We start from the raw sequence: 26,957 nt of genomic DNA, 5'->3' as shown, positions 1-26,957 counted from the left end.
AAGGAGGACGTATGCATGGAATTTAGAATTGAGAAAGACACCATTGGTGAAATCAAGGTTCCGGCAGATAAGCTCTGGGGAGCGCAAACACAGCGCAGCAGCGAGAATTTTAAGATCGGAATAGAAAAAATGCCCCGTCAGGTTATTCGGGCCTTCGCTATTTTGAAAAGAAGTGCCGCACTCACCAACCAAAAGCTCGGCAAGCTGGAAGCGGAGAAGGCGGATGCTATTGTAAAGGCGGCGGATGAGGTGCTTGCAGGCCAATGGGATGAACACTTCCCGCTCGTCGTCTGGCAGACAGGAAGCGGTACACAATCGAACATGAACGTGAACGAGGTCATCGCCCATCGCGCCAATCAGCTGCTGGAGCAAAGCAGAAGCACCCATCGTGTCCATCCGAATGATGATGTGAATAAATCACAAAGCTCAAATGATACTTTCCCGACGGCGATGCATATCGCCGGTGTGTCTGTCATTGAAGATGACGTACTGCCCGCCTTATCTCATATGAAGAACGTGCTGCAGCAAAAGGCAGAAGAATTCAAAGACATCATTAAAATCGGGCGCACACACTTACAGGACGCCACGCCGCTCACACTGGGCCAGGAAGTCAGCGGCTGGCAGCGGATGCTTGAGAAGAGCGAGAAAATGATTACGGAAAGCCTTGATTCGATGCGAGAGCTTGCGATTGGCGGAACGGCAGTGGGTACCGGAATTAATGCACACCCGAAGTTTGGGGAGATGGTTGCCAAAGAAATCAGTCAGGTAACGAACAAAACATTCCACTCCGCTTCTAACAAGTTTCATGCTTTAACCAGTCATGACGACATCGTATACGTCCACGGCGCGCTAAAGGCGCTGGCAGCGGACCTGATGAAGATTGCTAATGACGTACGGTGGCTGGCAAGCGGACCGCGCTCTGGGATTGGGGAGATTACAATCCCTGCCAATGAGCCGGGAAGCTCGATCATGCCAGGCAAGGTGAATCCGACACAAAGCGAAGCGGTCACGATGGTTGTCTGCCAGGTTATGGGTAATGATGCAGCCATCGGCTTTGCTGCAAGTCAGGGGAACTTCGAGCTGAATGTATTTAAACCTGTTATTATCTACAATTTCCTTCAATCGGCTATCCTGCTTGCGAATGCGATGCAATCCTTTACCGATCATTGCGCTGTCGGTATTGAGGCAAATATGGATGTCATTAAGCAAAATGTAGAACGTTCACTCATGCTTGTCACTGCGCTGAATCCACATATCGGATATGAAAATGCGGCATCCATCGCAAAATTAGCTCACCGGGAAGGACTAACTTTAAAAGAGGCTGCCATTCAATCAAACTTACTTACTGAAGAACAGTTCGATAAGATCGTACGCCCGGAAAATATGATTCATCCGCAAGAATAAACACAGAACCCAAAGCAGCTAACCTACAGCTGCTTTGGGTTTCTTACTTTCTGGTTGCCATAAGGGTGGCTCTCTCCTACAATAATAAGAATGAATGATATGAAGCCTACCGTATTAATGATGAAATCTCTCTACTCTCTTCTTTTAGAAGTGGGGAAGAAGCCCGATGCCTCTCTGTCCCATCTCTCCTATACAGAAGCCATGGAATGGATTCAGCAGCTTAAGCAGGAAGCAAAAACGAGAACAAAAATGAAGCAAGCCATCCGAACCATAGATACGAACGATAATAAAGAACTGGATCGGATCGGAAATCAGCTTAGTCTGATGTATTATGGACGCCCGTGTAAAGTACCGATTCAATGGGACAAATCCTTAAAAAATGCGGCCGGATATTTTGCCTTCGATAAGCATGCCCACAAACCGCTGCGCATCGTCCAAAGCCTCTGGCAGTATAACCAGTTTGGTGCAGGGCATGTCATCGGTACGCTTAAGCACGAGCTTGCACATTATCATTTATTTATAAGCGGAAGGCCGTTTCGTGATGAAGACGCTGCGTTTCAAGAAGAATGCAGACGAATCGGCGCTCCGTTGTATGCGCTCGCCATGCAGGAAGGCTTTGAAACAAGCTGTGCGTCCTGCGGTGCCTTTACCGGTCTTGAGAAGAAGCTGCGCAAGAAGCAGATAAGCCGCTGCTGCAAACAACCACTGCAGTTCGGTGTGTATGTGCTGATCTTTCCGGATGGATTACGTGTAGAGGCAGAAAAATAAAGATAGAGAAGGAACCTAGTACCCATGAAACCAAATCCGCATATTCACCCGCAATGTGCACAGGCCATTCAAAAACTCCTGTGCATCAAAGACCCTGCATTCCCTGACTTCGTTGCGTTGAAAACGTACGGCAATGATACCTATTCAGCAATGGGGTGGGAGGAGCTGCAGCACTATATTAATGAGCAAACCATTATGATTGTCGAAGCATTTGAAGACGAGGCGAATATTCTCTCCGCGCTGCGCTGGGTAGCCCGGGGTCTGCCGGCTGCGTATGCGATCCGCAAGGCGCGAGCTGATTATTCGATGTACCGCTTCAACAAACAATAACAAAGGAGCATAAAAAAAGGGCGAGATGAACATATTCCGAGCCAATCTATCTTTTTTTGATCTTGTCGTTTTATGTCTATTAAACACGTTTTTTCTTATCGACCACAAGGATAACTATGATCTTTCTTTTTTCTTGTTGTTATTGCTTTGCAATACATACTTTTTATTTATCTTTGTAAAGGTGAATAAAATAAAACTAACAGAGCGTACGCTGTACCACTATAAAATTAGCTATGGGATATGGAACGGTGAGATTAAGAAAACCATTCCTTACCAAGGTATGTTCTCCATCTCCTTTCGCGGTGGAAGTGCCTTCATTCATTATGGAAGCAAGCGACCGCAAACACTAAGCATTCTAACATACTTCTCAAGCAAAAAATGGCGACAAATCATCAGCTATATTCAAAGCCATAAAAAAGGGAAAATATCAATTAAGGAGCTGCCGGAGCAGCCAACCAAAAGCGAAAATATCAAACGTCTCCTGTCTATTGTCTATGTGCTGCTGATTCATTTCGCCTGCTTGCTTTTCCTCCCTGTTTTTCTTTCAGAAGCACGGACATGGGAGACGATTCTATTTGTGGTTCATTGGTTATTTTTCTTCTGGATTTCAAAGGACGAGCTTTATTTGTAAGCATCGCTCGTTGGAGCCGGGTGATACTGTAGAGCTGCCCATCTTTTTTTGGTGATACCACTCGCAACAAATTATACAATTGAGGTATAATATAACCTACTAATAATCTTATGTAGCTGAAAGAGAGTGAAATAGTATGGGTCGTAAGTGGAATAATATTAAAGAGAAGAAAGCGTCAAAAGACGCAAATACGAGTCGTATATATGCAAGGTTCGGCAAAGAAATTTATGTGGCCGCCAAGAAAGGTGAGCCAGATCCAGAATCCAACCAGGCGCTTAAAGTGGTACTTGAACGCGCAAAAACATACAGTGTGCCAAAAGCAATCATTGACCGTGCGATTGAAAAAGCAAAAGGCGGATCAGAAGAAAACTACGATGAGCGCCGCTATGAAGGCTTCGGTCCAAACGGGTCAATGGTTATCGTAGATACACTGACAAATAACGTGAACCGCACGGCCTCCGATGTACGCGCTGCCTTCAGTAAGAACGGCGGCAATATGGGTGTAAATGGCTCTGTAGCGTATATGTTCGATACTACAGCCGTTATTGGTCTTGAAGGAAAAACAGCCGAGGAAGCGCTCGAAATCTTAATGGAAGCCGATCTTGATGTACGCGACATTTTAGAAGAAGAGGGTTCTGTCATTGTATATGCTGAACCGGATCAGTTCCATGCGGTGCAAGAAGCCTTCAAAGAAGCGGGCGTTACTGATTTTACCGTTGCAGAACTCACAATGCTTGCGCAAAATGAACTGTCACTTCCAGAAGACGCACAAGTACAATTTGAGAAGATGATTGATGCATTAGAAGATTTAGAAGATGTGCAGCAGGTCTACCATAACATAGATCTTGGCGAATAATGTAACTATACTATCGCATAAGTCCTCACTGTAGGGCTTATTTTTTTGCATACGGATTTACTGTTGCGTATACGGGGCATAAATAGGTACTATTATAGGTATTGTACTTACTACACAATCAGGAGAAAAATCCATGCTAAATGAATTTTTTATGCTTGTCGCGTTTGATGTGCTTATTTTTATCATCATGCTGTTCATTGTATTTAAATTAAGAAAAAGTCCCAATGATCGCCGACTGCGCCTTCTGCTCCTGTTTTTACTGATCAGCCAGCTTGTGATCACAGGGGTCGCTGTCTTTAGCTTATTATGATCGTTTACGATCAATACAGAATAGAAATCCTTATACGTTGCAGAATATCTGGGAGTGCATCTGCTCGGCATTGATTCTGCCTTCTCTATAGCGTTCTGCCTCCTCCTTGTTTATACTGTTTCTATACAGAATAATACAACCCGTAATTTATCATATCATCAAGTAAAAGGAAATGAAAAAACAACCAAAAAACAGACCATGACCAAGCAAGCCTTGAGGAAAGTTCACCTCAAGGTTTTATTGTATGTTTTCGATTAAGACTGAATAGGGAGGTGGGAAATGAAGAAGCTTGCTATACACTATGTATTCAAAGAAATCAAGAAGTGAGGAAGCCATCATATAAAATTCAGTTTGTTGGAAAGGTACTGTGGTGATGTTACATAAAACTAATGATTTACAAGCACCTACATCTCAGCCAACCTGGCTACAAAGCTACATTGATTCCCCAGAAAAGCAAAGACAGTTGTATCGACGAACATTACTCATCGTTGTCATTTCACAAATTTTCGGCGGTGCAGGACTTGCAGCAGGCGTAACCGTCGGAGCACTTCTTGCACAAGAGATGTTAGGTTTAGATAGTTTTGCAGGAGTCCCCGCCGCACTGCTTACGTTAGGGTCTGCCGGGGCAGCGCTACTTGTAGGGCGTCTCTCTCAGGGTTTTGGACGCCGATTCGGACTCGCAACAGGATTTCTGGCTGGCGGTATTGGCGCAATCGGGGTCGTGATCTCCGCAGTAACAGCTAATATTGTTCTTCTTTTCGCTTCCCTGCTAATCTATGGGGCTGGAGCGGCTACCAACTTACAAGCGCGTTATGCAGGCACAGACTTAGCGAATTCTACCCAGCGAGCAACCGCAATCAGTATTGCGATGGTATCAACCACATTCGGCGCTGTGGCAGGTCCAAACTTAGTTGATGTCATGGGAAAATTCGCTGTGTCGCTAGGTTTTCCCGCCTTATCGGGTCCGTTCATTCTGGCCGCCGCAGCCTATATCCTTGCTGGTTTGGTACTGCTCGCTTTCCTTCGTCCTGACCCTTTCATTGTCGCAAAGGCAATCGCAGATGTGAAGAAGACAAACAATGCTATACTTTCAGATAAGATTCCTAGCACATCAGCCATAAACAAACGAGGAATTGTTATCGGAACTACAGTAATGGTCTTAACGCAAATCGTTATGGTTGCCATTATGACCATGACACCTATACATATGGGACATCACGGACACGGCTTAACAGAGATCGGACTGGTAATTGGTTTCCACATAGGAGCCATGTACCTGCCATCTCTTGTGACCGGCCTCCTCGTAGATAAGATTGGACGTACGACAATGGCCATCGCTTCCGGCGCCATACTGCTTGCTTCTAGTCTTCTGGCTGCTTTTGCACCTGCTGATTCCACACTGTTACTCACTATTGCCCTCGCATTGCTTGGGCTTGGTTGGAACTTCGGCTTAATTAGCGGTACAGCGCTCATCATCGATGCGACGGACCCTTCCACTCGCGCAAAAACGCAAGGGTCTGTTGATGTCTTAATTGCTTTGGCAGGGGCAGCGGGCGGAGCGTTATCCGGTATGGTTGTAGCTCATTTTAGCTATGCAACGCTATCGCTTATCGGAGGTATCCTATCATTACTTCTTATACCGGTTGTCATCCGGCGCCATACTAAGTAAAATCATCGCTAAAAAAGGAAGGATGGAGAAAGACATGGCTTTATTCGATCATTCTGCCGAAACATACGATGAGTGGTGTGCTACACCGCTCGGTTCTTTTGTTGATGCTGTGGAAAAACAAATCATGATGGAAGCGTTAAAGCCGAAACCTGGTGAAAAGGCTCTAGATATAGGTTGTGGCACCGGGATCTACTCTCTGCTGCTTGCCTCAAAGGGAGTCGATGTGACAGGGATTGACATTTCCAGAGCTATGTTAGAAAAGGCAAGGGAGAAAGCCGAAAAAGCTTCACAACCTATCACTTTCATAGACGGAGATATTCATCATCTTCCGTTCGCTGACCATACATTCGATCTTGCGGTTTCTACGATTGTTCTTGAATTTGTTGATTCCCCAGAAGAGGCGCTATCTGAAGCAATGAGAGTAATAAAGCCTGGCGGGAGGCTTGTGATAGGACTGATTGGCAAGCAAAGCGCATGGGCTGCTATGTATGAAAAGCGAGGGAAAGAGAAAGAGGACAGTGTATTTTCCAATGCGCGTTTTTTTACAGTACAGGAGATAAAATCGCTCTACGCCAAAGAGCCTTCTAGCATTAAATTCGGACTATACACAGCTCCTGATGAATTTGTTACGAAAGAACAAGCTTATATGCTTGAGGAGGATCGCTTACGTAATAAAAAGGAGGAGGGGGCAGGATTCATTGTTGCTACATGGATCAAAAAAGCAGATATAGAATAAGCGACAGATGCTTACATATAAAGAATTAAGAAAAGAAGAGTTGATTTACTGTTTTAAAGGTAAATCAACTCTTCTTTATGTAAAGCAGGACTTTTTCTCTTCGCTCGAATATAAAGAGAGGCGAAAAAGATAAGGTGAAACCAATAAATACTATATACAGTTCATACTTTATATTGAAAATTTTTGGGAAAAGCAGTATTATATACACATTCAAATATTTGAATATGTATATAATACTTATGTAAGGAACTAATCACATTAAAAATGATGGAGGATTGCAGTGGGTAACGACATGAAGCAATTTAAAGCAGACTTTTTTAAAGCTTTATCACATCCGTTACGAATACGTATTCTCGAATTATTGGCGGAAGGTGAAAAAAGTGTAAACGAAATACAAAGTAGTCTTAATAGTGAAGGCTCTGCAGTTTCTCAGCAATTAAGTGTTCTGCGTGCTAAAAATATTGTGGTTGGAACCAAAGACGGAAAACGAGTAATGTACTCTCTTCGAGATCCGTTGATTACAAAATTACTCGCTGTTGCACGAGAGATTTTTAATAACCATTTAATTGATACTATTTCCATGTTGGAAGAACTGGATGAAGAAGACATAAACGCAAAATAAATAGTGGGACCATACAAAAAGAAAAGAAGGGTTATATCGTGAGAAGTTTATTTACGGGGAGGTTTCAAGGATATTCTCTTGAACATTTTCAAAAAGATCTCCTTTCAGGTATGATTGTCGGCGTCATCGCTATTCCGCTTGCTATGGCTTTTGCGATCGCCTCCGGTGTGAAGCCCGAGTATGGAATTTACACCACCTGTATTGCAGGAATTTTGATTTCGTTATTTGGGGGATCAAAATATCAAATCGGGGGTCCTACGGGAGCTTTTGTCCCTATCCTTTTCGGGATTGTGATTACTTATGGCTATGAAGATTTACTACTTGCAGGTTTATTGGCGGGAATCATGCTGTGTCTTATGGGGATTTTTAGACTTGGTTCTTTAATTAGATTTATTCCGCATCCTGTAACTGTCGGGTTTACATCAGGTATCGCTGTCATTATTTTCACAGGGCAAATTGCTAACTTTCTAGGCCTTACCGACATAAAAAAACATGAGGGATTCCTCGCAAACATTAGAGAGATTATGATTCATATCAACACTATTAATGTGTACAGTGTTGTCACCGCGCTGATTTGTCTTTTCGTTATTTTAGTAACACCCAAACTATTTCCGAAAGTACCCGGTTCACTAGTTGGATTGGTTGCCTCAAGTGTAATTGCCTCCTTCTTTTTTTCAGGACAGGTCTCTACTATCGGCACTGCTTTTGGTGCCATTCCCAGCACACTTCCTCATTTTCATGTGCCAGATATGACATGGGAACATAGTAAGAAGTTGCTCGCTCCTGCGTTCGTTATTGCTGTATTAGGATACATTGAATCTCTCTTGTCTGCTGTCGTGGCCGACGGAATGACGAACAGTAAACACAACAGCAATCGAGAACTAATAGGTCAGGGGATTGCTAATATTATTACACCCTTATTCGGAGGAATTCCGGCAACTGGAGCGATTGCCCGGACGGCAACGAACATTAAGAGCGGAGCTATTTCACCGTTGTCTGGGGTTATACATGGTATATTTGTTTTACTAACCCTATTGCTTTTCGCCCCTTATGCTTCTGTTATTCCGCTTGCTAGTATAGCTCCGATTTTAATGATTGTAGCCTGGAATATGAGTGAACGGAAACATTTTATTCATGTACTTAGAATGAAGACAGGAGACTCCCTTGTATTACTTGTAACATTCTTTTTTACTGTTTTCACCAGCTTAACTACAGCTGTAGAAGTAGGACTTATATTAGCTGTTATTTTGTTCGCAAAACGCATGAGTGAAATGCTTGTGATTGCTAAGGTACTTCCTGATCATACTCAAAAACATGAGAAAGTTGTGCCTCATGTAGTGAATAAAACCCATGACTGTCCTCAAATTAGTATTTATACAATAGAAGGTCCACTTTTCTTTGGAGCTGCTCAAACCTTTGAACAAAATATTATGAGAACAATTCATTACAAACCAAAAGTCTTGATTTTACGTATGGGAAAAGTTCCGTTTATGGATACAACAGGGGAATCTTATTTTAAGAATATTGTCCATTATTTTAAAAACTATGGTGGGCTGCTTTTAATTTCCGGGGTTGCTTCTGAATTAGAAGAAACATTTAAAAAAACGGGTCTATATGATGAAATTGAAAAAAAACACTTCTTCAATCATACAGGAGAAGCAATTAATTATGCACTTGCTCAGATTGAAATAAATAAATGTGTAGGCTGCAAACACTATGCTTTTCATGAGTGTGCACATTTTTCTCAATCATCAAAAGAAAAAACGAAATAAATGATAAGAAAAAGGGAGTTGGATATGTAAAAAATAATAATTATGAAAAGCACTCATACCTTAGAATTAAAAATAATAAATGGAGGAATGGAAATATGTTGGATTTGCCAAATTGCCCAAAATGTAATTCAGAGTACACATACGAAGATGGAAGTCTTTTTGTTTGCCCAGAATGTGCTCATGAATGGACTTTAGAATCAGAAATGGAAAATAGTGTGGATAAAAAGGTTATCAAAGATGCAAATGGACATATTTTAAATGATGGTGATTCTGTAACAGTCATCAAAGACCTTAAGGTAAAAGGAAGTTCGCTGGTCATAAAAATAGGTACAAAAGTAAAAAATATACGTTTGGTTGATGGCGATCATGATATTGATTGCAAAATCGATGGTTTTGGAGCCATGAAATTAAAATCTCAATTTGTTAAAAAGGTATAAGAGGGGGGACTGTATGTTTAAAAAGCTTGCTTATGTTTCTATACTTGCATTAAGCATTTCTATCACACCTTCGTTCAACGTGTTGCCTGTAGAAGCTACATCAATCACACAAAAGAAAGACACGATAATGACATCGAAGCAAGTCATTAACTATTTAAAGAAAATCGAAAAGGCGCAAGATAAAGCTGATCCCGCCAATCCGACCTCTTTTAAGAAAATACTAGCTCCGTATTATACTTCAAAAGCTATACAACATATTCTTGATATGTACGAAGCTGGTGCTGACTTTTATTATGTTGCTCATTGGGCAAATGATAAAAAAGCAAAAATATCTTATTCTAAAGATAAGAAAAAAATTTATATCACGCAACATTTCCCATACTATGCTAGTGAGGGTGTTATGGCTACTAGCTATATAACCTTAACGAAAGATAAAAACATGTGGAAAGTTTCGAATGTCCGATTTGATCTTAATTAATGATTAATTAGGAAGGCGATAGCATATCCAAGAGGCTCCTCGGTAAGCCGATGACCAAGTCGTAACGCTTATTATTGGCTCAATAGAAAAGAAAGTCTATCAACCATGATTGACATGTAGGTTACGTGCGGTTGCGCAAGTTCGAATGAATGGAGAAGGGGGTGGGCGTAAGGGAATCTAGGATAGTAGAAGCGACGACACAACTGGTCGGCGGTTGAAGCGGCGTTTGCTGATATGGACCGAATATAGGAATCATATTTTGTTATAAAGGGAAAACTATTTCACAAGTACATGGCATACATACGGTCAGAAAGAGGATGGAATATGAAAAATCCCATAGTCATTGTTGGCGCTGGTTTAAGCGGTCTATGGGCTGCATCTTTACTTACAGCACAGGGAATTAAATGTATTGTTCTAGAAGCTAGGGATAGGATTGGCGGCAGGGTCTTGAGTACTTCTGATCCAAACAGACCTGACTTAGGCAGATTTGACCTCGGGCCTACATGGTTCTGGCCACAGTATGAGAAGACGATTACCAATCTTGTGGAAGAACTGAATGTAGGAACGTTCGACCAGTATACCCAAGGGGCAATGCTTTTAGAACGTTTCCAAAACGAGGCACCCGAGCGTTATGTGCAGCCAGAAAGCTCTGATCTAAGGTCCGTTCGGTTCATAGGAGGTGTGCAGTCTCTTATTGATGCTATCGCAGATACTATTCCCTCAGGGGTAGTCGAGTTACATACACGAGTTACGGCAATTCGACTAGATAAAGCGGGTGCTATTACGGTTGAAGCAGACTCTGCTGATGGAAAGAGAAAAAAAGTTCTTGCGGATGCTGTTATCCTAGCATTACCGCCTCGAATGATAGTGCGTCATATTGAGTTTACTCCTTCTCCTCCTTCAAATCTGATTACTGACCTTGTAAACAAACCTACGTGGATGGCAGGTCATGCCAAGGTGGTTGCCATTTATGAACGTCCTTTTTGGAGGGAAACAGGACTCTCTGGATTGGTATCTAGCTGGGTTGGACCCTTACAAGAAATCCATGATGCTTCTCCTGATACAGGCTCTGGGGCATTATTTGGTTTCTTTGGAATACCCGCAAAAGTGCGCCGAGAACTGGGTGAAGATACAATTTTAAAAATGGTCATTGACCAATTGGTGAGACTCTTTGGACCCTCGGCTCAAAACGCAAGTGCTATTCTTTACAAGGATTGGGCCAAAGATTCTGAAACGGCTGTTGAGGAAGACCTCGATCCGCTTAAAAATTACCCAAGCTATGGTCAACCACCAATAGTAGGGGTATGGGGAAAGAAAATTATTTTCGCTGGTACTGAAACGAATTCACAATATGGCGGACATCTTGAAGGTGCACTTCAGTCAGCTGAACAGGCAGTTTTTGAAATCATTAATGTAAATAAGGAGCCTTTATGATATGAACAATTAGAACTTTCGGCAAGGGACTTTTTGAAAGTACCGAATACAGTTAGGGGAGGAATATTGTCATAACTTTTGTGTCACTCAACATTTCTAATCATGATCTTATCAAAGCTTAGATCAGATTTCTTCTTAGTTAACATAATATATATTCGGTTTGAGGAAAATCAGACTTATGGGGATGGTGACATAATTATCGTTACGTCCCTGAGATTTATGGATCATGTCCCTTGTAGTTATGTTCTGTTGTAATGTGAACATAACTGTTTTTTATTTTGGTCAAGAAATGCTGGTTACATACTGTCAATAAAGAACTCAAAACATGCAGGTCCAACATGATCATGATATACTAAAGAATAGAAGAAAATGAAAAGTACGGGGGATGTTATGAGAAAAAGATTGGACTTGCGCGTCGATTTCGCATTCAAAGCTCTGTTCGGCACACACGGAAATGAATCCATCCTAGCCGCTTTTTTAAATGCAGCCCTTCGTTTGCCGGATGATCAAAAAATTACAGAAGTTACCCTGCTCGATCCCCAGTTTAATAAAGAGAACGTTGAAGATAAGAAATCCATTTTAGATGTACATGCACAGTTGAAAGATGGTAGTAGGATCAATATCGAAATTCAACTCAACAATAAGCATGACATGGAAAAAAGAACCTTGTACTACTGGTCTCGTATGTATACCAGCCAGATGAAAGAGGGAATGGATTATGGGGAGCTTTGCCGAACCATTACCATTAATATCGTCGATTTTCGCTACCTATCGCATACACCAGGATACCATTCTGTATTTCAATTATACGAAACGGAACAAAAGTTTCGGTTAACCGATATGTTGGAAATTCACTTTATGGAGCTACCTAAGTTATTGATTCAATGGCGTCGAGGAGAAGTGAATCCGCGAGAAAATCAATTAGTACGGTGGCTGCTTCTGTTGGAGGCCTCGGAAGACTCAGAAATTACGCAAGTATTGGAGGAGATCGCGATGCAGGAAGATCAAGCCTTGAAAAAAGCGATAGATGAGTGGGATCGAGTCAGTCAGGACCCGGAGGTTTTACTTGCTTATGAAGCACGTCGGAAGACATTATTGGATGAGCTCTCAGCTTTACGAAGAGCCGAAAAACAAGGTGAGAAAAAGGGAGAGAAAAAAGGCGTCATGAAAGTGGCTTTGAGTATGATACAAAAAGGAATGGATAACGAAACCATAGCCGAGCTAACGGAGCTTACAAAGGAAGAAATTGAACAGCTTCGTAGACAGTAACACATATCAATAACATAACCTAGGCTTGTTAGAAACGTCCGTTATTTTGATCATGGCTCGTGCATATTTTTGTACAGCGTATACCTATACAAATACAAGAAGAAGGGAAACGGGAGGGAAAGCTAGAACTTATCAAAAAACTAGTCGTATTAGAGGTTCGAGATGTAGAAATACTTTCGAAAGTATCCGATTTACCAGCAGAGGAAATCAAGAAACTGATCCATTAAGTATGAATACAAAACTGCCTAAAGAGCCTATCCATGATTGTGTTACATAAAACCACGGATAGGCCCTTTTCTGTAAGTGCGAAAGAAGAGAAGTAAAGTAAAGTAAAGGATATACTTTCTCTTTAGCCGCGTAGAGGAGTTGGACACTAAGAGTGGATTTGAATTACACTGATAGTCACCAGAGGGGGAGGATTTCAGGCGAACAGATCAAGGAATAGCTCATGGAAGCTTTATCCGGTGACGGATATGCCCACGGATACCGAAAGCTTACCGTACTTTTACATCGCGATCACGGACTTGTGATCTGTTTTACGAATGGAGGATATTTATGTTAGATACTCCTTTAGGGCGTATAAGATTAGTTGTTAATGAAAAAGAAATTGAATACACAGCAATAAAACTAGATGGAATTGAAACATTGTGTCCAGATGTGAATGGAAGGTTTTCAATTCAATATGAATATAAAAAGGAATTTAAAGGGCAAACAATAAAATGCTTTATACCTTCTCTTGATGTAAAAGGAGATTTTGAAAGTGGTGAAAGACTTGAAGCAATTTCTTTTTATCAGGATGATATTAAGCTTACAATAGGTGCAGAAGGTGAATTCTATGACCCTATTTATCAATATCTGGGGTATGATTATAATGGGGATTATTTAAGTAATGGTATTGAATATGAAACGTATGAAACAACAGAAGATAGAATATTTTCTTTTGGAGTTTGTTGGATTCAACCATATACTACGGAAAATGATATTCAAACATGGTTTGGAGCTGATCCAACATTAATGCCATAATCCAATTCTATAAAATATATAATCAGTAACTATACTGTAAAGGAAGTTACATACAGACTGAATAGCTACAATTGGAGCAACCCAATGCTTCTTATCGCATTGATTCTAGTACAGGAGAAATTCATATAACAGCTATTCATGTTGGATATATCTGCAGAAGACCTAACCGAAGCCAAGGCGGAACTATTGCATGCAGAGAATCTAGAAAAACTTTTTTAAAAAGAATTTTAAAAAGTATAGTAGTTATTAGACGATTTCGTAGAGACTATAAATATCAAGGACGTCCTGTAACAACAGGGGACGTCCTTATAATTTTAACTGCAACAGCCTATAAGTGAGACTGAAACAAACATAAACCTCATTTTAGTTAACATAATATATATTATCGGACGTAGATAGAATAAATCTCATAATATAAGATTTATTAACATTTTGAGATGAAATAAAAATATGTAGCTGATTCTTATAACTTTGTATCATACACATCGCAGATTCTATTACTCATTGCAGCTACGATTATCATTTTACAAGAACTTCATGTCCGCTGCTTTTGTATTTATCTATGTACACGCTTGATCAATCCGCCAACACACACTTTACATCTCACTGATACCTAGTATATTTTAAAAAGAAAGATAATTTCACATAATTCGATACTAGTTTTCAATTAATATGACTTGCACTTCTCAACTGTACAATTACATATATTTGAAAGGGTGAAATCATTGTTAAAAAGCTTACCGCCCCAAATTAAAAATCAGCTTACACTTCCTGTTATCGCAGCTCCCATGTTTCTTGTCTCTGGCCCTAACCTTGTGATTGAATCCTGTAAAGCCGGGATTATCGGCTCATTTCCCCTCCTGAATGCCCGCACATCCGAAACATTAGATGAATGGATGAAGCAAATTGCAGACGAATTAGAACAGGCCCGTTTTACCGATCCTGAGCGGCCAGTCGCTCCGTGGGCTGTAAATTTGATTGTACACCGCACGAATATGCGCTATGACGCTGATGTTGAGCTAATTAAGAAGCATAAGCCCCCTATTGTGATTACTTCTCTAGGTGCTCCAGGCCCTGTCGTCGAGATCGTGCATGAATACGGCGGGCTGGTGTTCTCTGACGTAAGTAATCTAATACATGCGAGAAAAGCCGCACAGACGGGAGTGGACGGCTTAATTCTTGTATGTGGCGGCGCTGGCGGACATGCGGGAACATTGAATCCATTCGCTTTTATCCGCGCTGTTAAGGAGTTCTGGGATGGACTTACGATTTTAGCAGGATCAATCTCCAATGGACAGGATATTGCGGCAGCCGAGGCATTAGGAGCCGATCTCTCCTATATGGGTACCCGCTTCATCGCAACGATTGAGAGTGCGGCCGGTAATGATTATAAGGAAATGCTGATTGAATCAACCCTAGAAGACTTGATCTATACGGATGCTTTCAGTGGTGTACCGGCCAATTATCTTGTACCTAGTATCCAAAAAGCTGGCATCAACCCCGAGCAGCTTGTAAAGAAGGAAACGATTGATTTCTCTGCATTAAATGTCTCCGAAGCGAGGGCATGGAAGGATATTTGGTCAGCAGGACAGGGTGTCGGTACTATTAAACAGATCCTGCCGACCGCAGAAGTCGTCGCCACGCTTCAAGAAGAGTATCAACAGGCACTCGCAGCGTTGTTAGCAAAACACCATAAAGAAGTCTAATCTTATGCAGCGCCCTGCTTATCTTAGGGCGCTACTCTTTTTTTTGATAGACCGATTCAGTTGACGGGATACGGAGATTCCTCTCTTGATTATGCAGCACATTTATCCCATCCTGTATGTACTTTTCGCTTTTTTTAATTTTTCGCTCGTATTTTATCATCCAATCCGCTTCGCCTGTATCCAGATAATTTGCAAGCAGCGCCATCGCTTCTGCTTTGTGCCAGTATGCTTCACTGAACATTGTTTTTGCTTGGTATGCAGCATGTTTACTTTGATCAGACATTTCTCTTGGTACAATAAGTGCCTGGATCTGATTGGAGATCGTACGGAATGCTCCCCCCGCATCCTTTAACACCGTATAATCAATTTTTTTACCGCGCTGTCCATTTAGAATTTGATCCTCTACCAATGAGGCGTACTCATCCCGCTGCCCTTCGCTATTCTCGATTTTCTGAAGCTGTTGTTCATATGACAACAGCCGTTGCGCTTCTTTAGACATTGCTCCTCTCTCTACATCGGCAGAAGCTGCTGGTGTAGAATGTGAGACCGGCGCCATTACGGATTCTCGCTTCGCTTCCGTCTTCTTCTGTATTTGCTCCTGCGACTTTACTGGACTAGCAGCCTCCGTCTGTTGCGCTGGCTGTTTTGCGGCAATTGCCTGAGTAATGAATTGCGCCCGTTGAAATTCCTGCCACATATACGTCCACAGCACCGCATTTATTCCGATAAGAAAAAGAACGGCATAGAATGTAATGAGCTTCTTCTTTTTCATGCTTTTCCCTCTCTTTTTCTATGTTGAGCAATCCATTCACGTTCACTGTCATACAAGTAATCGGCAGTTCGTGGCACGTTTTTAAGTTTTTACACATGTCAAGGTATATAAATCAATTTGCGGCTTATATAATACGGCCATAGTTCCAGGCTTATCCATCTATCCATTTTTTTCTCTGCGATAAGTCCTGTCTTTGCTTCTAGCTGTTTAAAAACCAAGCACTCTTTAGTAAGATGTAGGAATCGTTCGAATAATTCTCAACTCGATATGGAAAGGAGGCTCAATATTGTTGCGATTGATACGTATATTTATCTTTGCCCTCCTCCTCACCGCCAGCGGGTTTACTGCACAGACAGTCCAAGCCGCTGCATTTCCTATGACTGGAGAGGTCAATGTAGAGACCGCATTACATATGAGGGTCGCGCCTACCTTAGAAGCAGAGAGTATGGATAGGCTGGCAGATGGCACTTCTCTTCATGTCCTATCCGAGCAAGCTGGATGGTATAAGGTTACACACAATGACAAGACCGGCTATGTAAAGAGCGACTATGTTACATTGGGTACGTCCTTGTCGCCTTCGGACAATAAAAAGCCTACCGTTATCATTGATGCGGGACATGGCGGCATTGACCAAGGAGCTTCTGGAACAGAGCAAAATACAGAGAAGGATATGACGCTTGCATTATCAAATCTGGCAGCTAAAAAACTGGAGCAAAAAGAACGAATACATGTTGTGAAGACAAGAGATGAGGCATTAGATCAGCGATTAACTAATGAAACGCGTAAACAGGAGCTGTCAGAGAAAACAAGGATCGCTAATGAAAACAATGCGGATCTCTTCGTGTCTATTCACTTTAATTCCGGGCCGCCATCCGCGAACGGAACTGAGACGTACCATTATGAATCAGAGCAGAGCAAAAAACTATCAGAAACCATACATAAGCATGTGGTAAAGGCAACAGGATTCAAGGATCGCGGCATGGATTCACGCAACTTATACGTGCTAAAAAATACAGACATGCCAGCCGTATTACTTGAAATCGGATTTATTAGCAACTCGTATGAAAACAAAACAATGCAGACGCCGGCATTCCAAGAACGTGTCGCACAGGCGATTGCGGACGGTATTGAAGAATACTGTACAACACAATAAAAATAACAAGCAAAAGGAGCTTGCATACCCAAGCTCCTTTTGCTTACTCCATAGATTTTATTTCTAGCCCATATGATGCTTATGCATCCAAAGAACACCTGATTTAATCACATTCGGCACTTTTCCAAGCATAACGTTATCGCCTACGAGTCCAAAACCCGTCTTTTTGCCGAGATAGCCAAGTATTCCTTTAAGCTTGATCGGCTCAGGGCGGTATTCATGTCCCTGCCATACCGAGAGAAAGTAGTCACCAAGCTGCTTGCCTTGAATATGGGCCAATTGTGCGCTAGGTGCGAATTCAGAGCTAGCACAATCACCGACAACAAAAATATCGTTGTAATACGGCAGCTCATAATTTTCTTTTACCGCAATACGATTCATTCGATCTGCGTTACTGTAGGCAAGCAGTGGATTGGCAATTGGATTTGGCATAATGCCAGCGGTCCATACGCATACATCATATGGCACGCTTGTACGCGCCAATCCGTAATATACGGCTTTCTCGTCCACCATCGTTACACTAATATTAGTTAACACATCAATCCCATGATCATCTAAATATTGACGCACATAGGCGCGAATGCGATCCGGCAGTGTCGACAGAACTTCTTCCGATCGCTCGATCAGCATAATTCGCAGCGCAGGGTGCTGCTCGCGCAAATCGCTAGCGAACTCGATTCCGGACAATCCGCCCCCGATAATAACGACTTGACTCCCCTCAGGCAATTCATCGATTCGTTTGCGTGTTTTCATCGCTTTACCAAACGATTGAATGCTCTCAGCATACTCTGCCGCCCAAGGAACATTAAAATGATTATCGACACAGCCTAATGCTACAATCAACTGATCGAATGGAACTTCCCGTCCTTTGCATATGACTTTATGAAAAGAAACTTGAATGTCTTCAATTTCATCCTGAATATACTCTATTTGACTATGCACGGGAAAAGCTGCTTTGATTTTTGTTTCATTCAACGATCCGCTGGCCAACGCGTAATATTCCGGTTTAATGGTATGATATGAAAGCCTGTCAATAACGGAAATTCGAACGTCGGGCTGGATATGCGGCAGCACCGTATTTAAAAAAGAAATGCCTCCATATCCAGCTCCCAACAGAACAATGTTTTTGCTCATAACGCCTGCTTTCCCCCTTCTTCTATCTATGCCGAGTGCACTAAAAAATTTCCCCTTTAATCATACCTTCTCTGTGTCTACATCACAATGAAAAACAAGTGACAAAACAAAGAAAGCAGCCCGTAGGCCGCTTTCACTTCTTCATTCCGTTCAAAAACATCTCAACAAATGTATGGGCTACCTCGCTATCAGGGACAGGCCCTTCTGGTTTAAACCACATATAACTCCAATTACAGGCGCCAAGCACCGCGAATGTCATCATATCAGCAGGCAAATCACTGCGGAATTCTCCGTTCTCAATTCCTTGTTCAATCAAATATTGGAAGGTAAAGCGAAATTGATCGCGCTTTGTTAAAAGCTCATCTAAGAATGCCCCTTTGATGTTAATTAATTCACGGAAGAAAATTCGTGCGCTGGCTCCTTGTGCTTCGATCTGTTGAATGAGCATGTGTACGACATCAAATAGCTTCTCTTTCCAGGTTTTGTCCGGGTCATCAATAATGTGGCGCTGCTTCTCTAAGATGGAATCAATATATTGCAGATGAATCTGTGTTAACAACTGTTCCTTGCTGGTAAAGTAATAATAAAATGTTCCTTTCGTTACTTGAAGCGTTGTGACGATATCCTGAATGGATGTCTCACTAAAACCATTCCTCTCGAATAAGGCAATACTCTGTTGTAGAATTTTCTCTTTCATAGTCGTGGTGTCCCCCTCTCCCTCTCTTTCTCCATCCTAATACAATAGAGAATCGATTCCACTTCAGAAGGCCATACTTTAAACTCGGCTGCATTAATCATGCGTTTAACACGATCCACAATAGCGGATAGACTGGTCTTCCTAGCTTTTTTGGTGTTTGGTCTGCCGGAGCGCATGTGTGATCAAAATATGGACGAAGCGATCCATATGAGCAAAGCGTTCATCTTTTGTCTGCCCCATTTTCCAACGATAATAAATTTGCTGACAGATTACAGCCAATTTGAAGTAGGCAAAGGTAAGGTAAAAAGAAAGAGAGGACACATCATGGTTGCTCTTTTCGCATACGCTGCCACAAATTCATCGCGCGTCATAAAGCCCGGCTGCACGGTAAGCGATACGTGGCCTAATCCGCGTACAAGCTCAGGCGGATCATCCGCTTGCATCCAATAGCTGAGCGCATCACCAAGATCGGCCAGTGGGTCACCGATCGTTGCCATTTCCCAATCGAACACGCCTATCACCTTGGTCAGATTATCTGCTGAAAACATCACCTTATTGAGCTTATAGTCGTAATGAATGACTGTCGGTGCAGGAGATGTCGGCAGTGAACAGCCAACCAGGTCATGAGTTGCTCTGCTTCTGGGATGTCGGCGGTTTTCGCTTGTTTATACCGCTTGATCCACCCATGCACCTGACGTTCCATGAAGCCGTCCGGCTGACTGATTGCGGTAAGCCCTGTCTCCTGATACGGAACATTATGCAGCTCAACAATCCAGCTCCTCGCCCCTACGAACCGGAATGGTATCACGCTGTATTTCTTCTTGCTTTGCCATAATAGGTGAAACCTCCTTTATGCGTCCTCCTTTAAGTGCCTGGGTATTCATACCACCCTTTTCCAGTTTTTCGTCCCAATGTTCCCGCCTTTACTTTTTCTTCAATGCAGGCAGCGGGCTTATCGGCCTCATCCCCTGTCTCTGCATAACGCTGGACAGAGACATAGTAGGAAACATCAATACCGGACAAATCCATTAGTTCAAACGGTCCCATCGGGTGATTAAGCGCTTTTTTGCAAATGGTATCGATGTCTTCAAAATCGGCAATGCCTTCCTCATACAGTGCTATCGCTTCCCGACGCAGTGCGCCAAGAATTCGATTGGCAACAAAGCCGGATATTTCTTTTTGCAGCAGCACACCGGTCCGCCCGATTTTTTTGCACACACCCATAGTAAGCTCTGCCGTCTCTGTCGATGTTCGCTCGCTCATTACCACCTCTACACAATCCATTACGAGCGGCGGGAAAAAGAAATGCATATTGCATACCTTCTCCGGACGAAGAGTCACCCCTGCTAGCAGAGAATTAACAATGGTAGAACTGTTGGAAGCAAAAATCGTATGGGAGGGAGCGATTTGATCAATTTTTTCAAATACGGCGCGTTTTGCTTCCAGCTTTTCTACAATAGCTTCAATGACAAAGTCCGCCGTTGCGACCGCTTTTTCTACATGCGTGGTATAAGTAAGTCGACTAAAGGCTCCATCCTTCTCTTGTACGGAGAGTTTTCCATGTATCCATAATGCTGCGAAGTTTAAATTCTGCTTTCTGCAATGCCGTCTCCTCTACATCCTGCAGTATTGTATGAAATCCGCCTAACGCACACAGCATAGCAATCTGATGTCCCATGGCTCCTGCTCCAATGACACAGATGTTCTCAATGTCTTCGATGCGCATTATCGTCCTCCTTGTCATCATCTCGTTACATAGCCGACATACCACCATCCACAGTAAGAATCGAACCGGTAATAAAATTGGACGCATCCGAAGCTAAGAATACCGCACTCCCTTTTAGATCTTGATCCGTGCCAAAGCGGGCAAGCGGCGTGTAGCTAAGGATGTGGTTACCTCCTCGGTTAAGCAATTCCTGCGACATTTTTGTCGGAAAAAACCCTGGGGCAATGGCATTGACATTTATATTGTAGCGGCCCCATTTTACGGCCAGATCTTTTGTGAAGGAGATTACCGCTCCTTTGCTTGCGCTGTATCCGACCGCATCCATGAATTTCGGATCGGTTCCACACAACCCAGCTACAGAAGCGATATTGATGATCTTTCCTTGTTTTTGATCAATCATCAGCCGTCCCACAGCCTGTGACATCAAAAAAGTACCGGTTACGTTAATGTCCATGACTTTATTCCATGCTTCAAGCGGCATGTCCGCAGCAGGCGCTCCCCACGAAGCACCACTGTTATTGACCAGGATGTCGATGCGGCCGAATTGCTCAATCGCCTGCTCGACCACGCGCTGCACATCTTCCGGCTTTCGTACATCGCATGGCAGAGCTATACACTGTGCGCCAGTCTTCTCGCGAAGGCGTACGGCTGTCTCTTCACATGACTCGACCCGACGCGAGCAAAGGATAAGATTCGCTCCCGCTTCAGCGAATCCTTCGGCAATTTGTGCGCCCAATCCTCGTCCGCCGCCTGTGATGATCGCTGTTTTCCCTGTAAGATCAAAAAGTTGTTTGATGTTCATATGATCCGCTCCTCTCTTTATATTTTTTCAGTTCCATTTTGGCGATGGAGGCTTTATGTACTTCATCCGGACCATCCGCCAAGCGCAGCGTACGTGCGTTTGCCCAGTGAGCGGCAAGCGGAAAGTCGTCACTGACACCCGCGGCGCCCAATGCTTGAATGGCACGATCCAGTACCTGCAGCGCCATCGTAGGTGCCACCACTTTAATCATGGCAATCTCCGCCTTAGCGACTTTATTTCCAACCGTATCCATCATATAGGCTGCTTTTAGCGTCAGCAGACGCGCCTGTTCAATCTCAATGCGGGACGTTGCAATCCAGTCCTGAATCACCCCTTGCTGCGCCAGTGCTTTGCCAAAAGCAATCCGCTTTTGAACACGCTTACATAATTCTTCAAGTGCTCGCTCCGCCGCACCAATCAAACGCATACAATGATGAATGCGGCCAGGTCCTAATCGTCCCTGTGCAATTGCAAATCCCTTGCCCTCTTCCCAAATGATGGACTCCTGTGGTACGCGAACACCGTCATATTCAATTTCTGCATGTCCATGGGGTGCATGGTCGTATCCAAACACCGGAAGCATTCTCTTAATATGAACACCAGGTGTATCAAGCGGCACAAGAATCATGGATTGCTGTTCGTGGCGCGGAGCCTTCGCATCGGTCTTACCCATGACAATTGCGATTTTGCAGCGCGGATCTCCTGCACCGGAAGACCACCACTTCCGCCCTGTAATGATGTAGTCGTCTTTGTCTAATTCAATGGATGTTTCGATGTTCGTAGCATCCGAAGAAGCGACATCAGGCTCTGTCATGGAAAAACAGGAACGAATTTCCCCTTCTAGGAGTGGAATCAGCCATTTATCTTTCTGCTTCTGTGTGCCATAACGAACAAGTACCTCCATATTTCCCGTATCTGGTGCTGCACAATTAAATATTTCCGGTGCGATAAATGAACGGCCCATAATCTCGCATAATGGAGCATATTCAAGATTTGTCAGACCTGCACCATATTCGCTATCCGGCAAAAATAAATTCCATAGACCAGCAGCCTTTGCCTGCTGTTTCATCTCCTCCATCACAGGCGGAATCATCCATCTGCTTTGGGCGTCATGTACTTGCTGTTCATAGGTTCGCTCGTTCGGATAGACAATCTCTTGCATAAATTCAGTGAGTTCATGCCGCAGCTTTTGTACCTTGTCTGTGTAATCGAAGTTCAACTCTTTTCCTCCCTCCTATAACATACTGACCGGATAGTATGTTATGTACAAAATATAACATCAATATAATCTATATTTTCTAAAAATTCAAGCGACTCCTTTCTCTTCTTACGACAAAGCCCCATCCCTTCATACATGACATCCATGTTGAAAGAATGGGGCTTTCCCATCTAGCAAATACCAAAGTTCATACCAAAGTCGATACACTTAGAAGAATCGCTTGGCTCCATAGTATTGATAGTTTTTGTAGTACCAATCAAGCGTATCCACTCGGACATTCTTCGAGGCGGCGTGTGCCATTTTGTTGTCGCCTACATAGATGCCTACATGAGTAATCATGCCTTTTTTCTCTGAGTCAAAGAAAAGTAAATCGCCTGGCTTTAGATCCGCTTCATCCACAGCTTGTCCCGCATCAAATTGCTGTTGTGATGTACGAGGCAGGGATGTGCCGATCTGATTGAATACATATGCCGTAAAGCCGCTGCAATCAAAGCCTTCTATCGTCGTTCCTCCCCATTTATAAGGGATGCCGATCAGCTTATCAATCACAGCGTTCATTTGTCGTGGATCATATGTACCGACTGCCTCGCGTGATGTTTTTGCTGTACGTTCTGGAACGACAGCAACCTTAGGAGGGTTCTTCAACGTCGCCTGCTTTGGTGTTGTAGAAGCTGCGGCAGGTTTTGCAGACACTGTAGAGCTGAGTTTTGTTGTGTTTGCAGCAACATAATTTGACGCAGCAGGTTTTGGTGCTGACGTCTGCAGGCGAGACGTTGTGCTTGCACTGCGTGAAGTTGGCTTTGTCGTCGGTATGTTGAGAACTTGTCCCAATTTAATGTTGTCTGTGGTCAGCTTATTTACCTTTTTAAGTTCAGCAACAGAAACGCCAAAGCGCTGGCTAACTTTGTACAAGGTATCATCTTTGCTGACCGTATACGAAGCGGCGGACACCGGCGTCGCGATGACCATGGAGAAGAGCGCGGCCAATGCTAGTTTTTTCATTTCTTATCACCATCCCAAACAGTTGTCCGTTTTCTTTCACATAGCATGCTAATTTTTTACTAGATTCATGTCGAAGTATGTATCGGTATACAACTTTGGTTACACTCTTATTCTAGCTATTTTTACTAGATGAAGGTATTGTTTTTTTTGTGAAGTACAATATTAGGCCCTAAATACCCAGGATGAAACATAATTCCCTTCCAAAAATAATGCTAAAATTCTATAAAGACTTAAAAAGAAAGCGTTTTCTATCATTTCCTCCTTTCTTTATTTCAAAAAAAGATAATAGAACAATTCTTCGACAATGCACAATCTGTTTCCTTTCCGCTTTTGCTTTTCTTCGTCTTTTTTCGTACGTTTTTTCTCTCCTTTTACAAAAAAAGCAGGCTGTCGTATCAGAACAGCCCGCCTTATGGTTATGCTATTTAACTAATTGCCCGCGGGTAACACCAAGCTGATTGGTCGCTTTTAATGCGCGCCACACGCTTGTACCCGTCCGCTTTCCGTGGAGCGCTTCCCGATAAAGGGCAAGCACCTCGCGTACCTTTGCAGCATCTTCTTCTAAAAACTCTACACGATAGTTCTGCACGCCAAGGTCGAGAAAATGAGTGATGTACTCTGCACCAGACTGTTCAATGGCATTATATACTGTGTTGCGGCATCCAATGTCCACACGTACCGGATGCGACATACCGATCCGATCCTGCAGAGAGACGCGATGGCTTTCGCATGGACGGCCGCAGTTTGTATAATCCGTTCCTTCACTTAGGAATGTACAGTAGACACAATGCTCGGTATGAAACATCGGCAGGTGCTGGTGAATGACCAACTCGATGCGATCCGTTGGTGATGCTGCAAGCATGTCGACCATCTGTTGAATATTAAGATCATAGGACGGTGTCACTTTTTCAAGTCCGTGCGCAAGGAACAGCTCCGCCGCCTTATGGTTGGCAATGTTGAGCGAGAAATCCCCAAACAATGGAAGCTGAACACCGGCTTGCACAAAGTACTGCAGCGCACCGGTATTGCGTACGAGAATGGCATCAGGGTTTGCCCGCAACATGCCGTTTAATACTCCCTGTTCTCCTGGCATATGCACGCGCGGAGTTGCCAGGGCAATATGCTTGCCGTACTGATGCGCCGCTTCCACCGCCTGCGGATAATCGCGGGTAAACTCAAAATCAGCATACACATAGTCAACATCCGTTTGAGCCGCCGCATGAATTTGCTCCATTGTACGGCATAGAGCGATCAGCTGCGGCACATCGACATTGGCTTTTTTTGCGGCTGCTGATGGCTTTGCTTCGCTTGCTTTTCGTTTATTACGGCTGTATGTGCGCGGCTGCTCACGCAGTGTGATCAGCTGCTCTACCGCTTCCCGGCGCATCCGGTTTAACTCTTTCACCGGAACAATAATATCGCCTTCGAGTGCTAGCGTAAGCTCTCCGAGTTCGTAAATGGTACCGCCAAGGCGTCCCCATTGCTCCTGCAAATACTCCGCCGTCAACGGACGTTTTTGGGCGGCTTCTAGATTCATCTCTGAGACGATGTATACTTCACCGCCGGTTTTTACATCCCGCCAAGTAGAGGTTAGCCGCTCACCTACGCGCCCCATTGCATGCACAGCCAACGGAAATAGCTCATACGGATAGTCGGTATCAAATGTCTTACGCAACTTGCGATCAAGTTCCGGATCATTTGTCTTCCAGATTTTATCGCCAACATGCACGCGCCCAAGCTTGACATTATTGCGTCCTGGAACGATTTCCACAAGCCCTTGTGTAATTTCTCCTTCGATTTTACGGCCCTTTTGCCGTAGATCATATACGCGGCCGCCTTCTTCTTTCTCCTGTGGGTTTCCCGCATCGAATACGATGCCGTCTCCGCGCTTAATCGGCGCCTGCAGCTCGCACAGCACCGCATCCTTTATTACTTTTTTTACTGTGCCAAGATATACGCCCCGACTTTTCGGGAATGTGCCGTCCACCAGCTTTTTATTGTTGGTTCCCTCTAAAAAGCCATGGGTAAAGCCGCGGCTGAAGCTTTGCTGCAGCTCCCGCATTTCTTCTACGGACGGTTCATACTCTCTGCCCTCGAAATATTCATCAATGGCTTTGCGGTATTTGCTAACCACATTCGCTACGTATTCCGGGGATTTCAAACGACCTTCAATTTTGAAGGAGGTCACGCCTGCTTCAATAAGATCCGGAATGAGGTCGATCGCAGCCAAGTCTTTTGGCGATAACAAATAAGCGATATTGCCCATCTCTTTTTGCACACCGTCCACGATTAGATCATACGGCAGACGACAAGCCTGCGCGCATTCGCCGCGATTCGCCGAGCGTCCCCCCCACATCTCAGAGGTCAGGCACTGACCAGAATAGGAGACGCACAGTGCGCCGTGTACGAATACTTCAAGCGGAGTGTCTGTTTTTCCGGCAATCGTTTTGATCTGCTTTAGATTATTCTCCCGTCCGAGCACAACCACTTCCAGATTGTAGGCTTTCATGAAATCTACCGCTTCCGGTGACGTGATTGTCATCTGGGTAGAGCCATGAATCGGAAAATCAGGAGATATCTCCCGAATGAGCTTTACAAGTCCCATATCCTGCACAATAACCGCATCTACACCGGCATCAATACAAGCATCAACAAGTTCCTGGGCATCCCGCATCTCATCCTCAAACACAAGAATATTGAATGTCAAAAAGCCTTTAACTCCATACGTATGCAGATAGGCCATGATTTGCGGAAGCTCGTCCATCTTAAAATTATCTGCGCGCGCTCTGGCATTAAACTTCTCCACACCAAAAAAAACGGCATTAGCGCCATTGGTTACCGCCGCTCGAAGGCATTCCCAGTTCCCGGCAGGCGCCAGCAGTTCCACCATATCTCTTGTTATTGGGGTCACTCAATTTCATCCTCTCTATATCTCACGCACTCTATGCTATACACAACAAACTAATACTATACCCTATTTTTTTTATTTTCACCATTGTAACACAGT

At 43.5% G+C, this 26,957-nt stretch carries 24 protein-coding genes and 2 pseudogenes; 17 read left to right on the top strand and 9 right to left on the bottom strand.

The window, feature by feature from the left end:
* Nucleotides 1-15: 15 nt before the first annotated feature.
* The 16 genes from fumC (at nt 16) to AB3351_RS05270 (ending at nt 15,445) form a co-directional block, all read left to right on the top strand.
* Entirely contained in the window at nt 16-1,404 is a 1,389-nt protein-coding gene (gene fumC / locus AB3351_RS05345) for a class II fumarate hydratase (RefSeq protein WP_371146081.1), read from the top strand.
* A 99-nt stretch (nt 1,405-1,503) separates the two neighbouring features.
* Nucleotides 1,504-2,172, top strand: coding sequence for a SprT-like domain-containing protein (locus tag AB3351_RS05340; protein WP_371146080.1), 669 nt, complete (start codon nt 1,504-1,506; stop codon nt 2,170-2,172).
* Nucleotides 2,173-2,196: 24 nt separating this feature from the next.
* A complete protein-coding gene (locus AB3351_RS05335) occupies nt 2,197-2,502 on the top strand; it encodes a hypothetical protein (RefSeq protein ID WP_371146079.1) in 306 nt (101 codons plus the stop codon).
* Nucleotides 2,503-2,527: 25 nt separating this feature from the next.
* Nucleotides 2,528-3,133 carry a hypothetical protein gene (locus AB3351_RS05330; RefSeq protein ID WP_371146078.1) on the top strand — a complete coding sequence of 202 codons (606 nt, stop codon included), beginning with the start codon at nt 2,528-2,530 and terminating at the stop codon, nt 3,131-3,133.
* 136 nt (nt 3,134-3,269) lie between these two features.
* Nucleotides 3,270-3,989: a YebC/PmpR family DNA-binding transcriptional regulator gene (locus AB3351_RS05325; RefSeq protein WP_371146077.1), complete on the top strand. Its 720-nt coding sequence runs from the start codon at nt 3,270-3,272 to the stop codon at nt 3,987-3,989.
* Between the two features lie 133 nt (nt 3,990-4,122).
* Nucleotides 4,123-4,299 carry a hypothetical protein gene (locus AB3351_RS05320; protein WP_371146076.1) on the top strand — a complete coding sequence of 59 codons (177 nt, stop codon included), beginning with the start codon at nt 4,123-4,125 and terminating at the stop codon, nt 4,297-4,299.
* A 373-nt stretch (nt 4,300-4,672) separates the two neighbouring features.
* Nucleotides 4,673-5,968 carry an MFS transporter gene (locus AB3351_RS05315; protein WP_371146272.1) on the top strand — a complete coding sequence of 432 codons (1,296 nt, stop codon included), beginning with the start codon at nt 4,673-4,675 and terminating at the stop codon, nt 5,966-5,968.
* 34 nt (nt 5,969-6,002) lie between these two features.
* Nucleotides 6,003-6,704 carry a class I SAM-dependent methyltransferase gene (locus AB3351_RS05310; protein ID WP_371146075.1) on the top strand — a complete coding sequence of 234 codons (702 nt, stop codon included), beginning with the start codon at nt 6,003-6,005 and terminating at the stop codon, nt 6,702-6,704.
* A 280-nt stretch (nt 6,705-6,984) separates the two neighbouring features.
* Nucleotides 6,985-7,326 carry an ArsR/SmtB family transcription factor gene (locus tag AB3351_RS05305; RefSeq protein WP_371146074.1) on the top strand — a complete coding sequence of 114 codons (342 nt, stop codon included), beginning with the start codon at nt 6,985-6,987 and terminating at the stop codon, nt 7,324-7,326.
* 38 nt (nt 7,327-7,364) lie between these two features.
* Nucleotides 7,365-9,098: a SulP family inorganic anion transporter gene (locus AB3351_RS05300; RefSeq protein WP_371146073.1), complete on the top strand. Its 1,734-nt coding sequence runs from the start codon at nt 7,365-7,367 to the stop codon at nt 9,096-9,098.
* 95 nt (nt 9,099-9,193) lie between these two features.
* Entirely contained in the window at nt 9,194-9,535 is a 342-nt protein-coding gene (locus tag AB3351_RS05295; RefSeq protein ID WP_371146072.1) for a zinc ribbon domain-containing protein YjdM, read from the top strand.
* A 13-nt stretch (nt 9,536-9,548) separates the two neighbouring features.
* Nucleotides 9,549-10,013 (top strand): hypothetical protein, encoded by a 465-nt coding sequence (locus AB3351_RS05290; RefSeq protein WP_371146071.1) that lies wholly within the window; start codon nt 9,549-9,551, stop codon nt 10,011-10,013.
* A gap of 324 nt (nt 10,014-10,337) precedes the next feature.
* A complete protein-coding gene (locus AB3351_RS05285) occupies nt 10,338-11,447 on the top strand; it encodes a flavin monoamine oxidase family protein (protein WP_371146070.1) in 1,110 nt (369 codons plus the stop codon).
* Nucleotides 11,448-11,837: 390 nt separating this feature from the next.
* Nucleotides 11,838-12,716 carry an Rpn family recombination-promoting nuclease/putative transposase gene (locus AB3351_RS05280; RefSeq protein ID WP_371146069.1) on the top strand — a complete coding sequence of 293 codons (879 nt, stop codon included), beginning with the start codon at nt 11,838-11,840 and terminating at the stop codon, nt 12,714-12,716.
* Nucleotides 12,717-13,271: 555 nt separating this feature from the next.
* Complete coding sequence (locus AB3351_RS05275) at nt 13,272-13,739, top strand: hypothetical protein (protein WP_371146068.1); 468 nt, start codon at nt 13,272-13,274, stop codon at nt 13,737-13,739.
* A 725-nt stretch (nt 13,740-14,464) separates the two neighbouring features.
* Nucleotides 14,465-15,445 carry an NAD(P)H-dependent flavin oxidoreductase gene (locus AB3351_RS05270; protein ID WP_371146067.1) on the top strand — a complete coding sequence of 327 codons (981 nt, stop codon included), beginning with the start codon at nt 14,465-14,467 and terminating at the stop codon, nt 15,443-15,445.
* A 31-nt stretch (nt 15,446-15,476) separates the two neighbouring features.
* Here the strand turns inward: AB3351_RS05270 and AB3351_RS05265 are convergent, their stop codons facing one another.
* Complete coding sequence (locus AB3351_RS05265) at nt 15,477-16,217, bottom strand: hypothetical protein (protein ID WP_371146066.1); 741 nt, start codon at nt 16,215-16,217, stop codon at nt 15,477-15,479.
* Between the two features lie 286 nt (nt 16,218-16,503).
* On the opposite strand from AB3351_RS05265, the gene AB3351_RS05260 reads away from it, so the two are divergent.
* The gene (locus tag AB3351_RS05260) at nt 16,504-17,370 is read left to right on the top strand and encodes an N-acetylmuramoyl-L-alanine amidase (RefSeq protein ID WP_371146065.1); all 867 of its coding nucleotides are present in this window, start codon (nt 16,504-16,506) and stop codon (nt 17,368-17,370) included.
* Nucleotides 17,371-17,433: 63 nt separating this feature from the next.
* Here AB3351_RS05260 and AB3351_RS05255 read toward each other — a convergent pair whose 3' ends face one another.
* From AB3351_RS05255 to AB3351_RS05220, 8 genes and pseudogenes are all read right to left on the bottom strand, one after another.
* Complete coding sequence (locus AB3351_RS05255) at nt 17,434-18,504, bottom strand: NAD(P)/FAD-dependent oxidoreductase (RefSeq protein ID WP_371146064.1); 1,071 nt, start codon at nt 18,502-18,504, stop codon at nt 17,434-17,436.
* Between the two features lie 133 nt (nt 18,505-18,637).
* Nucleotides 18,638-19,201: a TetR/AcrR family transcriptional regulator gene (locus AB3351_RS05250; protein WP_371146063.1), complete on the bottom strand. Its 564-nt coding sequence runs from the start codon at nt 19,199-19,201 to the stop codon at nt 18,638-18,640.
* A gap of 141 nt (nt 19,202-19,342) precedes the next feature.
* A pseudogene (locus tag AB3351_RS05245) lies at nt 19,343-19,973 on the bottom strand (phosphotransferase family protein); the annotation flags it as partial.
* A 92-nt stretch (nt 19,974-20,065) separates the two neighbouring features.
* Nucleotides 20,066-20,927, bottom strand: a pseudogene (locus AB3351_RS05240) (3-hydroxyacyl-CoA dehydrogenase family protein).
* 25 nt (nt 20,928-20,952) lie between these two features.
* Entirely contained in the window at nt 20,953-21,729 is a 777-nt protein-coding gene (locus AB3351_RS05235; RefSeq protein ID WP_371146062.1) for an SDR family oxidoreductase, read from the bottom strand.
* The gene (locus AB3351_RS05230) at nt 21,707-22,948 is read right to left on the bottom strand and encodes an acyl-CoA dehydrogenase family protein (protein ID WP_371146061.1); all 1,242 of its coding nucleotides are present in this window, start codon (nt 22,946-22,948) and stop codon (nt 21,707-21,709) included. Before AB3351_RS05230 ends, AB3351_RS05235 begins: the two co-directional genes overlap by 23 nt.
* A gap of 207 nt (nt 22,949-23,155) precedes the next feature.
* Nucleotides 23,156-23,950: a C40 family peptidase gene (locus AB3351_RS05225; protein WP_371146060.1), complete on the bottom strand. Its 795-nt coding sequence runs from the start codon at nt 23,948-23,950 to the stop codon at nt 23,156-23,158.
* Nucleotides 23,951-24,371: 421 nt separating this feature from the next.
* Nucleotides 24,372-26,840, bottom strand: a complete 2,469-nt coding sequence (locus tag AB3351_RS05220) for a U32 family peptidase (RefSeq protein WP_371146271.1) — start codon at nt 26,838-26,840, stop codon at nt 24,372-24,374.
* Nucleotides 26,841-26,957 lie beyond the last annotated feature (117 nt).

The organism is Aneurinibacillus sp. REN35, from assembly GCF_041379945.2.
Classification (GTDB): domain Bacteria; phylum Bacillota; class Bacilli; order Aneurinibacillales; family Aneurinibacillaceae; genus Aneurinibacillus.
This window is presented reverse-complemented; position numbering and strand designations above follow the sequence as displayed.

Excerpts from the sequence above, each read along its gene's own strand:
- fumC (WP_371146081.1), top strand. The coding sequence starts at position 16 with ATGGAATTTAGAATTGAGAAAGACACCATTGGTGAAATCAAGGTTCCG.
- AB3351_RS05340 (WP_371146080.1), top strand. The coding sequence starts at position 1,504 with ATGAAGCCTACCGTATTAATGATGAAATCTCTCTACTCTCTTCTTTTA.
- AB3351_RS05335 (WP_371146079.1), top strand. The coding sequence starts at position 2,197 with ATGAAACCAAATCCGCATATTCACCCGCAATGTGCACAGGCCATTCAA.
- AB3351_RS05330 (WP_371146078.1), top strand. The coding sequence starts at position 2,528 with ATGAACATATTCCGAGCCAATCTATCTTTTTTTGATCTTGTCGTTTTA.
- AB3351_RS05325 (WP_371146077.1), top strand. The coding sequence starts at position 3,270 with ATGGGTCGTAAGTGGAATAATATTAAAGAGAAGAAAGCGTCAAAAGAC.
- AB3351_RS05320 (WP_371146076.1), top strand. The coding sequence starts at position 4,123 with ATGCTAAATGAATTTTTTATGCTTGTCGCGTTTGATGTGCTTATTTTT.
- AB3351_RS05315 (WP_371146272.1), top strand. The coding sequence starts at position 4,673 with ATGTTACATAAAACTAATGATTTACAAGCACCTACATCTCAGCCAACC.
- AB3351_RS05310 (WP_371146075.1), top strand. The coding sequence starts at position 6,003 with ATGGCTTTATTCGATCATTCTGCCGAAACATACGATGAGTGGTGTGCT.
- AB3351_RS05295 (WP_371146072.1), top strand. The coding sequence starts at position 9,194 with ATGTTGGATTTGCCAAATTGCCCAAAATGTAATTCAGAGTACACATAC.
- AB3351_RS05290 (WP_371146071.1), top strand. The coding sequence starts at position 9,549 with ATGTTTAAAAAGCTTGCTTATGTTTCTATACTTGCATTAAGCATTTCT.
- AB3351_RS05285 (WP_371146070.1), top strand. The coding sequence starts at position 10,338 with ATGAAAAATCCCATAGTCATTGTTGGCGCTGGTTTAAGCGGTCTATGG.
- AB3351_RS05280 (WP_371146069.1), top strand. The coding sequence starts at position 11,838 with ATGAGAAAAAGATTGGACTTGCGCGTCGATTTCGCATTCAAAGCTCTG.
- AB3351_RS05275 (WP_371146068.1), top strand. The coding sequence starts at position 13,272 with ATGTTAGATACTCCTTTAGGGCGTATAAGATTAGTTGTTAATGAAAAA.
- AB3351_RS05265 (WP_371146066.1), bottom strand. The coding sequence starts at position 16,217 with ATGAAAAAGAAGAAGCTCATTACATTCTATGCCGTTCTTTTTCTTATC.
- AB3351_RS05255 (WP_371146064.1), bottom strand. The coding sequence starts at position 18,504 with ATGAGCAAAAACATTGTTCTGTTGGGAGCTGGATATGGAGGCATTTCT.
- AB3351_RS05250 (WP_371146063.1), bottom strand. The coding sequence starts at position 19,201 with ATGAAAGAGAAAATTCTACAACAGAGTATTGCCTTATTCGAGAGGAAT.
- AB3351_RS05235 (WP_371146062.1), bottom strand. The coding sequence starts at position 21,729 with ATGAACATCAAACAACTTTTTGATCTTACAGGGAAAACAGCGATCATC.
- AB3351_RS05225 (WP_371146060.1), bottom strand. The coding sequence starts at position 23,950 with ATGAAAAAACTAGCATTGGCCGCGCTCTTCTCCATGGTCATCGCGACG.
- AB3351_RS05220 (WP_371146271.1), bottom strand. The coding sequence starts at position 26,840 with ATGGTGGAACTGCTGGCGCCTGCCGGGAACTGGGAATGCCTTCGAGCG.